This window comes from Psychrobacillus sp. 05T411, assembly GCF_056396485.1.
Genome location: NZ_JBFTLO010000005.1, coordinates 170,788 through 184,710 on the forward strand (window position 1 = coordinate 170,788; position 13,923 = coordinate 184,710).

Annotated in this window: 14 protein-coding genes; 5 read left to right on the forward strand and 9 right to left on the reverse strand. The window is 37.6% G+C overall.

Annotation, left to right across the window (positions count from 1 at the left end; translation table 11 throughout):
* Positions 1–4 precede the first annotated feature (4 nt).
* The 5 genes from AC1DFT_RS05745 to AC1DFT_RS05765 all read right to left on the reverse strand — a co-directional run bounded on the left by AC1DFT_RS05745 (position 5) and on the right by AC1DFT_RS05765 (position 5,202).
* Positions 5–856, reverse strand: a complete 852-nt coding sequence (locus AC1DFT_RS05745; RefSeq protein WP_477918228.1) for a 3-hydroxyacyl-CoA dehydrogenase family protein — start codon at positions 854–856, stop codon at positions 5–7.
* A complete protein-coding gene (locus tag AC1DFT_RS05750; protein WP_477918229.1) occupies positions 828–1,997 on the reverse strand; it encodes a thiolase family protein in 1,170 nt (389 codons plus the stop codon). The genes AC1DFT_RS05745 and AC1DFT_RS05750 overlap by 29 nt, the downstream gene beginning before the upstream one ends.
* Before the next feature lie 5 nt (positions 1,998–2,002).
* Entirely contained in the window at positions 2,003–2,824 is an 822-nt protein-coding gene (locus AC1DFT_RS05755) for an enoyl-CoA hydratase/isomerase family protein (protein WP_477918230.1), read from the reverse strand.
* A gap of 163 nt (positions 2,825–2,987) precedes the next feature.
* Positions 2,988–4,352: a sigma-54 interaction domain-containing protein gene (locus AC1DFT_RS05760; protein WP_477918231.1), complete on the reverse strand. Its 1,365-nt coding sequence runs from the start codon at positions 4,350–4,352 to the stop codon at positions 2,988–2,990.
* A 442-nt stretch (positions 4,353–4,794) separates the two neighbouring features.
* A complete protein-coding gene (locus AC1DFT_RS05765) occupies positions 4,795–5,202 on the reverse strand; it encodes an acyl-CoA thioesterase (protein WP_477918232.1) in 408 nt (135 codons plus the stop codon).
* Between the two features lie 273 nt (positions 5,203–5,475).
* On the opposite strand from AC1DFT_RS05765, the gene AC1DFT_RS05770 reads away from it, so the two are divergent.
* The 4 genes from AC1DFT_RS05770 (at position 5,476) to AC1DFT_RS05785 (ending at position 10,654) form a co-directional block, all read left to right on the forward strand.
* Positions 5,476–6,468, forward strand: a complete 993-nt coding sequence (locus AC1DFT_RS05770; protein ID WP_477918233.1) for a LacI family DNA-binding transcriptional regulator — start codon at positions 5,476–5,478, stop codon at positions 6,466–6,468.
* Between the two features lie 173 nt (positions 6,469–6,641).
* Positions 6,642–8,027, forward strand: a complete 1,386-nt coding sequence (locus AC1DFT_RS05775; RefSeq protein ID WP_477918234.1) for a hypothetical protein — start codon at positions 6,642–6,644, stop codon at positions 8,025–8,027.
* 17 nt (positions 8,028–8,044) lie between these two features.
* Positions 8,045–9,466, forward strand: coding sequence for an aldehyde dehydrogenase family protein (locus tag AC1DFT_RS05780; RefSeq protein WP_477918235.1), 1,422 nt, complete (start codon positions 8,045–8,047; stop codon positions 9,464–9,466).
* Positions 9,467–9,478: 12 nt separating this feature from the next.
* Positions 9,479–10,654 carry an iron-containing alcohol dehydrogenase gene (locus AC1DFT_RS05785; RefSeq protein WP_477918236.1) on the forward strand — a complete coding sequence of 392 codons (1,176 nt, stop codon included), beginning with the start codon at positions 9,479–9,481 and terminating at the stop codon, positions 10,652–10,654.
* A 52-nt stretch (positions 10,655–10,706) separates the two neighbouring features.
* Here AC1DFT_RS05785 and AC1DFT_RS05790 read toward each other — a convergent pair whose 3' ends face one another.
* Positions 10,707–11,018 carry a hypothetical protein gene (locus AC1DFT_RS05790; protein ID WP_477918237.1) on the reverse strand — a complete coding sequence of 104 codons (312 nt, stop codon included), beginning with the start codon at positions 11,016–11,018 and terminating at the stop codon, positions 10,707–10,709.
* Positions 11,019–11,229: 211 nt separating this feature from the next.
* Between AC1DFT_RS05790 and AC1DFT_RS05795 the strand changes: the two genes are divergently transcribed.
* Positions 11,230–12,105 carry a radical SAM/SPASM domain-containing protein gene (locus AC1DFT_RS05795; protein ID WP_402825166.1) on the forward strand — a complete coding sequence of 292 codons (876 nt, stop codon included), beginning with the start codon at positions 11,230–11,232 and terminating at the stop codon, positions 12,103–12,105.
* A 55-nt stretch (positions 12,106–12,160) separates the two neighbouring features.
* Here the strand turns inward: AC1DFT_RS05795 and AC1DFT_RS05800 are convergent, their stop codons facing one another.
* Genes AC1DFT_RS05800 through queD form a run of 3 tightly spaced genes read right to left on the reverse strand, consistent with a single transcriptional unit; the run spans position 12,161 to position 13,923 of the window.
* Positions 12,161–12,700 carry a VUT family protein gene (locus AC1DFT_RS05800; protein WP_477918238.1) on the reverse strand — a complete coding sequence of 180 codons (540 nt, stop codon included), beginning with the start codon at positions 12,698–12,700 and terminating at the stop codon, positions 12,161–12,163.
* A 28-nt stretch (positions 12,701–12,728) separates the two neighbouring features.
* The gene (queE, locus tag AC1DFT_RS05805) at positions 12,729–13,457 is read right to left on the reverse strand and encodes a 7-carboxy-7-deazaguanine synthase QueE (protein ID WP_477918239.1); all 729 of its coding nucleotides are present in this window, start codon (positions 13,455–13,457) and stop codon (positions 12,729–12,731) included.
* Positions 13,450–13,923, reverse strand: a complete 474-nt coding sequence (gene queD / locus AC1DFT_RS05810; RefSeq protein ID WP_477918240.1) for a 6-carboxytetrahydropterin synthase QueD — start codon at positions 13,921–13,923, stop codon at positions 13,450–13,452. Before queD ends, queE begins: the two co-directional genes overlap by 8 nt.

The following is a 13,923-nucleotide window of genomic DNA, read 5'->3' on the forward strand; positions in this document are numbered from 1 at the left end:
TCATTTAAGAATAGTCATAAAACCCTTTACCTGATTTTTTACCTAAATGTCCAGCCTCTACCATTCTCTTTAGAAGTGGGCAAGGTCTATATTTCGAATCATTAAATCCTTCATACAAGCTTTCAATTGTAAATAACAAAACATCGACACCTAAAGAATCTACAAGCTTTAGTGGTCCAATTGGATGATTTGCGCCGAGCATTAGACCACGGTCAATTTCCTCCGGATCATTTCCTTCCATTACTAGATACGCTGCCTCATTCAATAACGGAACTAAGGCACGATTGACCGTAAAACCTGGGAAATCTTTTGCGATAATCACATCTTTACCTATCTGTTCACCAAATTTCCTGATTTTTTCAGTTGTATCATCTGATGTATTGATGCCACGTACAACTTCCACTAGTCGCATTATTGGTACCGGACTAAAAAAGTGCATGCCGACGATTTGAGTAGGTCTTATCGTTACACTGCTTAAAGCTGCTATCGATAAAGACGAGGTGTTGCTTGCAATAATGGCTTCTTTCGGTAATATTTCATCCAGTTGTTTGAAAACTTCTTGTTTAATACCCATTTTTTCAGGAACAGCTTCAATCGCCAATAAACAATGCCTGCCATCTTCCAAATTTGTAGAGAATATCATGTTCTTGAAAATCGATTGGACATCAACATCCGGATGCTTCCTGTTATGCATTTTTTCAATTTGACGCTGTGCACGTTCCAAAACTTGGACATTTTGATCTACTAAGGTGACTTGGACACCACTTTCCGCAAGAACATGCGCAATTCCAGCACCCATCAACCCCGCACCAACAACGAGTACATCCTCAAACAACTTCAATGATTGCTGCTGCACCTTGACCACCTCCTACACATAATGAACCGATTCCTTTCTTTAGTCCTCTTCTTTTTAGTTCATGCAATAGTGTGACAATAATACGAGCACCAGAAGCACCTACTGGATGACCTAAGGCGATCGCACCACCATTGACATTCAATTTCTCAAGTGGGATATTGAGTTCCATATTGACCGCTAACACTTGGGCAGCAAATGCCTCATTGATTTCGAACAAGTCGATGTCATCCATCTCCAAATTAGATTTGTCGAGTGCTTTCAAAATCGCTGGAACAGGACCAATGCCCATAATCGAGGGCTGGACGCCACATGTAGCAGTCGAGACAATTTTCGCCAAAGGTTTCAGATTAAGACGTTTTAATGCACTCTCAGAAACGAGCAATACTGCTGCAGCACCATCATTTAATCCAGAAGCATTTCCTGCAGTGACCGAACCTTCCTTTTTAAAGGCTGGATTTAAATTACCTAAGCGGTCAATCGATGTACTTCGAGGATGTTCGTCCGTACTAAAATATTTATCTTCCCGTTCACAAGGTACTGGAACGATTTCTTCTACAAATCGATTTTCCTCGATAGCACGCAATGCTTTCTCTTGGCTTTCCAACGCAAATGCATCTTGCATTTCTCTTGAAATTCCGTATCGATCCACTAAATTTTCCGCTGTGAGACCCATATGATAATCTTCTATCGCACAAATCAATCCATCGTGAAGCAATGCATCTACAACATTGGGATTTCCAAGACGTGTCCCCCATCTGCTTTGTAACATTAAATGCGGTACATTTGTCATACTTTCAATACCACCTGCTACAACGACATCACTTTGACCACTTCGAATATTATTCATACCCTGAATAATTGCTGTAAGACCCGAAGCACATTGCATATCGATTGTCATAGCCGTTGCAGAGACTGGCAATCCTGTATGTATGCCAATTTGACGTGCAGGATTTCCTTTCAAACCGTGTTTCAACACATTTCCAATTAAAATTTCATCCACTTCTTCTTTGACAGCCGGAATTTCATAGAACAACTCATTCACAACAAATTCGCCTAACTGTACAGCAGAATAGGATTTCAATGACTGGCCAAAGGAACCAATTGCTGTTCGCTTTGCCGCCACAATGTATACGTTTTCCATTATTATCACAACCTTTTAAAATTTGGTTTTCTTTTTTCTGTAAAAGCAAGAAGTCCTTCTCTTGCCTCACCTTCTATAAATAATTGCTTAAAAGCTACACGTTCTAATTTGAATCGTTTTTCCAGGATTGAATATTCAATACCTGTTAATAACCCTTTAATCTCTCGGATAGCATAAAAACTATTGGATACAATCTTCTTAGCAGTTTCCAGGCTTTCTTGAAAGGGATCTACGGCAATATCACTAATAAGGCCAAAAGAAAGTGCTTTCTCTGCATCAAAAAAATCTCCGGTCAATATATACTTCATGGCGAAAGAGTTGTTTGCTAAAGATTGAAATTTTTGCGTACCCCATCCACCTGGTAAAATCCCTAACTTTACTTCTGGCAAGCCGAATGTTGCATGCGGGGAAGCAATTCGTATGTCACTCGCTAAAGCCAACTCAAATCCCCCACCTAAACAATAGCCTTCAATGGCAGTAATAAAAATAATAGGACTTTCATTCATTACTTTGTGTAAATCATGTACCTGTTCAGTTATCAGGTTTATTTCCTCGATATCAGCATGTAGCATTTCTTTGATATCTGCTCCTGCAGCGAAATTTTCTTGCTCGCCTTGCAAAATGACAACTCTCGTCGATCCCTCTTTTTCCAGTTTCTTTATTAACTGTGTAAGTTGCTGGACAATCTCCCTATTCAACGCATTTTTTACTTTTGGTCGATTAATTGTCAAACTACAGATCTGTGACTCGTTATCGACTACTTCTTGTTCAATAACACCCAAATTATTAGCACCGCCTTTCTCTACAATACATATTGCAATATCCATGCCAAGTTTTACTCCGCATGTAATCCACGTTTTAAGAGCACTTTAAAATATCTATCCTTGGAATGGTTTATTTTCAGACCACTAGTGGTTCATTTTTGAATTCAACCATACTATTTACTCGTAATTGGTTCATTTTCAAACCACAAAACAAAAAACCTCTAACTTAGAGGTTTTCTAAAGAAATTTTATACTGTTTTATTTTGCGAAGCAGTGTGGAATGACTTATTTCTAAAGCCTTCGCAGCGCTACGTATGGAAGGGTATAATTGCAGTGCCTTTTGAATTTCTTCCCTCTCCCGTTGTTCCACAATATCTTTTAACGGTCGAATTTCCATCGTAGGACGTGTCCCTTTCCATTTTGCATGTGAAATTTCATGAGGAATATTTCTTTCTAAAATATAAGGCTCCTCTGATAATATAACTAATTGTTCTACCATATTTTCAAGTTGCCGTACATTGCCTGGCCATTCGTAGAGATCCAAAAGTAGCATTGCTTGCTCTGAAAATTCCAAGCGTTTATTATATTTTTTATTGAACTTTTCTAAAAAAAACTTACTTAAATACCTAATATCTTCTCCACGTTCACGTAAAGGTGGTACTTCTATTTGTACGACATTTAATCGGTAAAAAAGATCCTCACGAAACTGCCCCTCTTGCACTCGCTTTTTCAAATCTTTATTGGTCGCGGCAATATAGCGTACGTTTAGTTGTTTTTTTGCAGTTCCCCCAACACGTGTAATTTCATTCGTTTGAATGGCCCGAAGTAATTTCACTTGTAAATGTAATGGCATTTCTCCAACTTCATCAAGTAATACAGTCCCATTGTTCGCCACTTCGAGCAATCCTGGTTTACTTGCATTGGCACCTGTAAATGCACCCTTTTCATATCCAAATAACTCTGACTCTATTAAATTCTCTGGTATTGCACCACAATTAATTTGAATATAAGGTTCATCTGATCGATTACTTAAACTATGTATATTTTTAGAAATAACTTCTTTACCTGTTCCAGACTCTCCTAAAATTAAAACGGTTGCATCCGTTTTGGAAATTTTCTCAACTAGTATTTTCACCTCTCCCATAATCGGCGACATACTAATCAAGCCGTCTGTCTTCGTTATGCTTTCACGCAATTTTTCTAGTTCTAAAAACCTTATCTCTGAGTAATTCAAATGTTCATTAAATAGAACATTTAAGTCTTTTAAGTTTCTGTAGTTGGCGGCATAACATAACACTTTGCCATTTTTATCTTTAATAGGCTTACTCGTTATAAAAATATCTCGTCCGGTGCTCAATTTTTGGTAAATGGTCAAAGGATTTTTTTGGAGAATTCTTTGCGATTGTTTGATAATAAGACCATCTTCCATCATTTCCTTAGGGGTCTTACCAACTATTTGATTTAATTTCGCGCCTGAAATTATTTCAACAGCCGCATTTGCAAAAAAAATTCTCCCTTGTTTATCGGAAAGCAAAAAACCTTCATAACTTTGTAAAAGTGCTTGGGGTAGTAATTCATTTAAATTATTCATTTGTACCTCCCCTTTCTTAATAAGACAATTATTTTAATACATTCTTCACGCATCGTTAATATTCACAATAGTTCGTCATTATAATATTATTCTATCAAAAAACTTATAAAATAGAATGTAAAAAAATACCACCATACTAATTTTATTAATCTAGAATAGATAATGTACATAATTTCATAGAAGGAAGTTTCCGTATGTACTGCTTTAATCGTTCGAACGCTTAAGGGCGATTGCACAAAACAAAGGGTAAAGAATTTCTACTAACTAGATGAAGTTAAACTCAGACGATTGGTAATAATATGACGCAAGAAAAACACCTCCTTAAATTGATACATGTTTTCGTTCTAGGAGGTGTTGCATTATTTGATTATGAGTTTACTATTGTTAAAGGTAATCTATCAAATTCCCAATCACATGATATTCTAATTGGTAAACAATTTTCTTATTCACACAAAACTTCCTCATACATATGATTTTCTAATTCTTCTCTAATTTCTGTGGGAATTATTTCACTCTTGTTTTCTTGCGTATTATAATTTACATAAATAGTGTTCGCTTTTACACTTAATTTTTCTTGTTGCCAAATCTCTTCATACAATTCGAGACTAGAGTTACCAATTCGCTTAACCCAACATTTAATCTCCACATTTGTACCAAAATACAGTTGTTTTTTATACTCAACCGTAGTTTTCAAAATAATCATCTTCCAGTTTTTGAAACTATTATCTGGATTAAACAATGTGAATAACTTGTTCCTCCCAGCTTCTAACCATACTGGGATAGTTGTATTATTAATATGTCCTACTCCATCGGTTTCAGATACACGTGGTTCAATCACTGTTTTATACACTGCTCGTTATCCCCTTTGCAATACGTATATATAAAATTGGTGTTGCTTACAATGAAGAATATACTTCATCTCCTAATAAGATATCAATGTTTTTCTGAATATTCAATCTAACATTTTATTATAACGTAATTTGTTGAAATGAATAAGGGTGTACTACATCTAGCTTTCACATCATTTCACTTTGTGATTAGTTAAAGTATAATTAGCAACGTTGCAAAAATAATTGTATAATCTACTAAAAACAACAATAGCAAATACTAGGGGGTAACTGTTTTGGTATCATCCAAAGACGTAGCAAAACACGCAGGCGTCTCACAAACGACGGTTTCACGTGTATTAAATTCTCCGGAATTTGTTAAAAAACCTACCTTTGATAAAGTGATGAAAGCGATCCATGATTTAAACTATGTCCCAAATGGACATGCACGTTCTCTCGTACAAAATAAAACGAGCACGATAGCACTGTTATCAGGACCACTACATAATCCATTTTTTGTTGACACGACATCCGCCATTGTCCATTATGCCAATGAAATGGGTTATCGTGTAAATGTACAATTCGTGAATGACCAAAAGTTAAATGAGGCATACGCTACTGCCATCGAACATAAGGTAGACGGTGTTATATTATCCTGTATATTATTAAACGATCCGATTTTTGAAAAACTTACTCGAATGGATATCCCCTTTATAACATATAATCGAAAACATCAGAACAACGAGTATTTTGTAGAAATAGACAATTTCGAAGCGGGTTATTTATCAGCAAAGCATATGATTGAACAAGGTCATACAGCTATAGCATGGGTTGGTGGAACATTGACTGTTAGCACGTTTAACAACCGTTACCTTGGATTTCTTCAAGCCATGAAAGATTTTAAATTACCGCTCCCCGAACAATTTATCATTAATACAGACGCATCCAAGCTAGCTATTACAGATGCTTTTCATAAATTAATGCAACTGGAACATCGCCCTACTGCTATTTGTGCGGGTGCAGATTCTCTTGCTTTGTTTTTAATAGACGTCGCTATTCAAGAAAACTATTTTGTTCCAGAGGATATTAGCATTATTGGAATTGATAATGTGGATTTAAGCAGCCACGGTTCGGTCCAACTAACCACTGTCGGTAGCATTTCTGAACAAAATCTTGGTTATTTGGCTATTTATGAATTGATTGAAATGATTGAAAATAAAAAAAATGGTTGCATACAAATCACTGAATCTGTTAAAGTGTTTCATAGAAGTACRACGCGGAAAATTTAAAACAAACTTTTTAAAGGTTTGTTTTAAATTTTCACTCCAAATGAATACGTAACCATTTTACGAAATATTTTTTTCTAGGAAAATGGTTACGTATTCATTCATCGAAATTGCTTCATATATTCATCCTTTTTTGTAAGGGGTTTCATTTTATTTGTAAGGGGAGAAATTAGTTTATGAAATGGAAAGATCGGAAATATGGAGAAGAGTCTCCATACATACCAGCAGGACCTTTTAAAATTCGTTTACCTTTTATTCATTATCGTTTCGAGTGGCCTGACTATGTACAAGGTCTACTTATGTGTGCGGTCGACTTATCGGCAATTCCACTTTTAATCGAATTATTAGGAATGCCATTTGAAGTTGCCTTAGCAATTGTAGTTTTAAACGGAGTCTTCTATTTACTACATCATTTACTTGGCGACCCGGCTGTGCCAGGATGGATTACTCCAGCAATTCCGTTAATCATGTTATATTGTCAGCAATTCCCTGAAGGTCCTGAACGAGTGCATGCACTCATAGCATTCCAGATGACGCTAGGAATTCTTTCTGTTTTCTTAGGTGCTACAGGTTTAGCTGCAAAGGTTGTCAGGTTAATTCCTTCTGCGATGAAGTCAGGTGTAATTCTCGGAGCTGGTTTCGCGGCAATCATTTCGGTATTCCAAATTGGAGGGAAATTTGATGACTTTCCTTGGACAATTACTATTGCAATTGGGATTGGATTCTATCTTTTATTCTCCAAACACTTCGCAACATTCCAAAATCGTAACCCATTTTGGGGAACTGTTGCTAAATTAGGAATTTTTCCAGTCATCATTATAGCAGTAGTTATTGCACCGCTATTTGGTGAGGCAGCATGGCCGACTATTCAATGGGGCTTCTCATCCCCTGATTTCATTACACTATGGAATGAATACACAATCTTTGGTATAGGATTCCCACCACTAATGATGTTTATCACTGGTTTACCGACTGTACTCGCAGCATACATCGTATTATTTGGTGACGTACTGCAGACTAAAGCTTTAGTGGAAGATGGGGCAGCAAAACGTCCTGATGAAAAAGTAGAGTATAGCCCAAGCCGTGCACACTTAATTTTCGGTATACGTAACAGTGTCATGAGTATTTTAGGACCAGACGTAACGATGAGTGGGCCATTATGGTCAGCTATGCAAGTTGTAATGGTTGAACGTTTTAAAAAAGGTCGGAAAGCAATGGATTCATTCTTTGGAGGCGTTGGTTCATTCCGTTGGGGTACTAATACAGGTTTATTTTTACTGCCAATCGTAAGTTTGGTTCAACCAATTTTAGGGGTCGCTTTAGCCTTAACGATGTTAATTCAAGGCTATGTAAGCGTAAAAGTTGGAATTTTAGAATCACGCAGTCAACGTGACTTAGGAATCGCAGGAATTATCGGTGCTGTTCTTTGCATTAAAGGTGCTGCATGGGCATTTGCAGTAGGAATATTACTTTGTTTCTTAATATTTGGTAAAGACTTCTTTAAAGGAGAAGTTGATAATACATTTTCCAAAGATCAACAATCAGATTTAGAAGAAGCATAATAAGAAAGGATGATTCGATGAACAAGCAATATTATGTTAACAGTGAATGGAAATCTTCTGAAAAGACTGCGGAACTAAGGTCGCCACATACAAAAGAAGTGATTGCTCTTATTCCTCAAGCGACTCGCGAAGAGGTAGAACAAGTAATAGAAGTGGCGGATCTTGCTAAAAAACAAATGGCTGAGCTTACTGCATATGAACGCGCGGCCATTTTGGAGCAAATCGCTCAATTATTTGCCGACAATCGTCAAAAAGCTGCTGAAATCATTTCGTTAGAAGCTGCAAAACCGATTAAGTTTGCATTAGGTGAAATTGATCGCACAATTGAAACGTATAAATTTGCAGCTGAAGAAGCAAAACGATTGACTGGCGAAATGATTCCGATGGACGCTGCAAAAAACGGGACAAACCGTTTTGGTTACACGATTGAACAGCCAATAGGAGTTATCGGTGCTATTACACCTTTCAACTTCCCGCAAAATTTAGTTGCACATAAAGTGGGACCTGCAATCGCAGCTGGTAACACGATTGTATTGAAACCAGCATCACAAACTCCCCTTTCCGCATTATTTTTAGCTGAATTGGTTGACCAAACAACTTTACCTAAAGGTGCCTTCAATGTCATTACAGGTAGTGGTAAAACGGTTGGTGACGCTTTAGTGGAAAGCGATAAAGTGAAAATGATTACGTTCACAGGAAGCCCTGCTGTAGGCATCGGCATTCGCAATAAGGCTGGTTTGAAAAAAGTGGCACTTGAGCTAGGGTCGAATGCTGGGTTAATTATCGACAAGGGTGTTGATTTATCTCAAATCGTACCCAAATGTGTCACTGGTGCCTTCTCTAATCAGGGGCAAGTTTGTATTTCCTTACAACGTACGTATGTAATGGAGGAACTATTTGATGAATTTACGGAACTATTTGCTGCAGCTACAAAGGAATTAGTCATTGGTAATCCGCTCGAAGAAACGACGGATGTATCTGCCATGATTCATCCTGGAGAACAAGATCGTGCTGTAGACTGGGTACAAGAAGCGGTACAAAACGGGGCCGAAATTGTAACTGGTGGAACTATCGAAAATGGTGTTTTCATGCCAACTATTTTAACGAATGTATCGCCTAATTTAAAAGTTTCTTGTCAGGAAGTGTTTGCACCAATCGTCGTAGTTAACCGCATTTCTTCTATTGAAGAAGGAATTGAAGCAATCAATGATTCAAACTACGGTCTCCAAGCGGGAATCTTTACAAACGACATTCAAACAGCATTCAAAGCCTCCAAACAATTAGAAGTTGGCGGTGTCTTGATAAATGATATTCCAACATACCGCGTAGACCAGATGCCATACGGCGGAGTAAAAGAAAGTGGTACAGGTAAAGAAGGCTTAAAGTACGCAATTCATGAAATGACAGAAACAAAGTTAGTTGTCTGGAATCACAATTAAGGAGAGTACAACATGTCCGAAAAAATAACGTTCACACCAATAAGTTATACTGGCTGGGATTCGCTTTCTCACCTATTAGATGAAGTAAATCGCTTTAATGTAAAGAAAATTCTTGTTATAACTGACCCATTCTTAAAGGATATTGGTTTAACTAATAAAGTCGTAGAACCTTTGGAAAACGCTGGTTACTCAACAGAAGTTTATACAGACGTCGTACCTGAACCACCCTTAGCAATTGGAGAGAAACTCGTTGCATACACGCGTGACAACGAATTTGATATGGTAATTGGCCTAGGTGGCGGTAGTGCATTAGATTTAGCAAAGCTGGCAGGTGTATTAGCTTCGCACGAAGGTAATGTGGCGGATTACTTGAACTTAACTGGCACAAAAAAAGTCACCAAAAAAGGGCTTCCTACAATCTTAATCCCTACTACTTCCGGTACAGGTTCAGAAGTAACGAATATTTCTGTATTATCGCTGGAGACAACGAAAGATGTTGTAACGCACGATTATTTATTAGCAGATGTAGCAATCGTAGATCCTGCATTGACCATCTCTTTACCACCGAAAGTAACAGCCGCTACGGGTGTTGACGCACTAACTCATGCAGTGGAAGCTTATATCTCGAAAAATGCTAGCCCTGTTTCTGATGCACTTGCTTTACAAGCAATCCGCTTAATCAGTAATGCTATTCGTACTGCAGTATCAAACGGTGAAGACAGACAAGCTCGTACAGATATGAGCTATGGTAGCTATCTTGCTGGTCTTGCATTCTTTAATGCAGGGGTTGCCGGCGTTCATGCATTAGCTTATCCGATAGGTGGTCAATTTCACATTGCACACGGAGATTCAAACGCCGTCTTGCTTCCTTATGTAATGGGTTATATTCGCCAAAGCTGTGAAAAGCGTATGAAAGATATATACGATGCGATGGGCTTTAGCTCTGCCAATCTTTCACAGGAAGAAGCTTCTTATAAATGTGTTGCGGAACTAAAACGGTTAGTAGAAGACGTGAACATTCCATCCACATTAAAAGGCTTTAACATTACAGAAGACGCGCTTGAAAGTCTAACGAAGGATGCAATTGAGCAAAAACGTATTTTAGCGCGTAGCCCGATGCCTTTGCAAAAAGACGATATTTTTGCGATTTATAAAGCAGCTTTCGACGGAATTATTGTGGAAAAATAAATAAAACTAAAACAATCACCCATCTGAGTAGCTGCTCAATTGGGTGATTATTTTATCTTTCAATGCGCGATATTTTGTAAATTTGATTGCTTAATGGCATCATTCCAGGTCGATTATAAAACATAGGTAGAACAAGCCCAACATAGTCATCTAGAAACTTATTTTCTTTTCTTTCCTCTATCAATACCCTATATTTAGCCATTGCACTTGCTTTTAAATTATCACTAAGAGGAGATATACTAATTGTCTCCATATGTTGAATGGTCGAAGTATTAGACCGCAGTACTTGTTCCACTTCTTTTTGATAATCTTTCGAATTTGTTACTTCTATCACTAAGTTTACTATTGTTATTACTTCAATCAATGGTTAACCTCCATGAATCAAGATCTGTCTACTCTTTATTATGGAACAATAATACTATRCAAAAATTAGAAAATCAACATGCATTGGAAATATGGATAACTCATAGCACAGTAAGATTTCACCTATTGATAAACTACACATTAAAGCATGCAATTCTGTTAGAATGAGTATAGTCATTTTATAATATACGAACTGGAATGGTGAATAAACGTTGAAAACATTTAAAAAAATGTATATTGAAATCACAAGTGTATGTAATCTTGCTTGTAGCTTCTGCCCTCCGACTGCAAGGAAGGCAAATATTCTCAAAGTAGATAAATTTAATGAAATACTAGATCAAATCAAACCACATACGAAATATATTTACCTACATGTGAAAGGAGAACCCCTTCTCCACCCGAGAGTCGATCAATTATTAGATGCGGCACACGCAAAAGGATTTAAAGTAAATATAACAACAAACGGGACACTCCTTAAAAAGAATAGACATAAACTGTTAGGTAAACCGGCGCTACGACAAATGAACTTCTCACTCCATAGTTTTGATGGACATGAAGGTTCTACCGACCGTGAAGGATACTTAGCAGAAATTCTTTCGTTTGCAAAAGAAGCTGCAGCACAAGGGGTCCTCATCTCCTTCCGCTTATGGAATTTAGACCCGGTTCATGCAACAAGCGAACAAAAGAGAAAAAACCAAGAAACATTAGATATCTTAGAAAAAGAGTTTAATTTAGATTACAAAATTGAAGAAAAAGTTGTGCCTGGAAGTGGAGTAAAAATTGCAGACCGCATTTATATTAACCAAGACCATGAATTCCAATGGCCGAGTTTACTAGCACCGGAAGACGATGGAAAAGGTTTTTGTCATGCCCTGCGCAGCCAAGCAGCCATCCTTGTAGATGGCACAGTAGTACCTTGTTGTCTAGATGGGGAAGGTGTAATTGATCTCGGTAATATTAATGATAAACCTTTCTCTGAAATTATCGAGGGAGAAAGAGCCAATAATTTGTATGATGGTTTTTCTAGAAGAGAAGCTGTGGAAGAAATGTGTAGGAAGTGCGGTTACAGGAAGAGATTTGGAGCTTAAAACATGTCCCTGTGTAGGAACCAATTCAGAATTGTTTCCTACACAGGGTTTTTTTTTATTCTGAAACAAGCTGCTTTCTTCTACTTACATAAACTTGGTTCAATACCAATGCACCAAACATTTGAATAACCGTCTTCACGATAATTTGTCCCAAAATAGCAAAAGGCACTGCTTCCCAAGGGAGAAAATTAGCTCCAAGTGGACTTAAGCCAATTATAACGAAAATGACAGAGTCTAGAAATCCTCCGACAATTCCGCTATAAAACACACGCCAAGCCATTGGCAGTTTCAGCCTTGTATAGATCTCAGTATCCGCTGTTTCAGCGACAACAAATGACAGTGCGGATGCCACTACAATTAATAATGTGTCCCCAAGCATGAATGAAACCAACGCGGATAAACCTAAAGCTATAATAATAAATAAATATGTCTTTTTCCTTCCGTATTTATTTTGTACAAGATCTCGGAAAATGAAAGTTGCTCCAATCAAAAGCGTTCCCATAGGGACGATAAACACGCCTAGCTGTAATGGTGCGAATGCTGCTGTTACTACATTAGCAGTGACGATAGATAATAAATAAAATAATATTCTCATGATGTTACTCCTCAAGTAATTTTTATGGCTATACGCCTCTTTTATTTCCCCAAATAAGCGCGTGAAGCTGTGGTAGTACTTTGACATCTTTTAATTCTTCATCAGCAATTACCCAATCAATCAGCATCTCGTATTTCTTTAATAGATGGTTGATCAGCTGTGGGTTGTCAGTTGTTGTAATTTCATCATTACCCACTTGGAGATAAAAAGGAATCCCTGGGTATCGATGGTGTACTTGCTTGGCATACTCATAATCCTCTTGATTGAAAACGACTATTTTGAGAGAAATATGCTGCTCACTGTTTCGATTTATAAGTTTTCCGATGATAGCAGATAACACAGAAAAATCCGTGATCATTCCGGAGCTGGGAGGCTTTGGCGAAATCGTCAATTCATCGATATCATACAACCATTCCTGCCATTTGCTTCCTTGTGTCTCTACTCCGATCTTCATATCACTTTCTTTTAAAAGAGCAATGAGTGATTCTAAGTTTCGAAGCAGTACTGGATTTCCACCCGAAATGGTGACAAATGAAAAACCATTACCTCCAATACGTTTCAACTCAGACCAAATTTCCTCTGCAGTCATTTGGACGATAAGATGCTTTCCACTCCCATCCCATGTAAACGATGAATCACACCAGGAACAGGAATAATCACAGCCAGCAGTTCGAACAAACATTGTTTTCTGTCCAACTACCATTCCCTCCCCTTGTATAGTAGGCCCAAATATCTCCATTACAGGTATCTTACTCAACTTCCATCCACTCCCGTCTCGCTTCAGCGTAGCTTGTTGGAGTTTCATATAACCTGATAAATTCTACACGTGCCCCGTCATATCGTTCTTCCTCAAGCAATGTTTCGCTTAGTTTCTCGTAAATCCAGACAACGATGTTTTCTGCCGTCGTATTCATCGGTGGAAGTGTTTCATTCAAATAACGATGATCTAAATAGATCTCTATTTTTTGTTTCCATATTTCTTTTATATCGCCAAAATCAATCACCAAGCCGCGGTCATCCGTATATCCGCTTAACCCTAATACGGCACGATACGTATGACCGTGCAAATTTTTACATTTTCCTTCGTAGTTGTGTAAATGATGGGCAGCATCGAAAGTAAATTCTTTGCTCACGAGAACTCGCTTTTGATGATACTTTAATTGACCACTTTGAATATCTTCCCCAATTTTTTGCAGCTTATCGACAATTCTAAAATGAGTCAT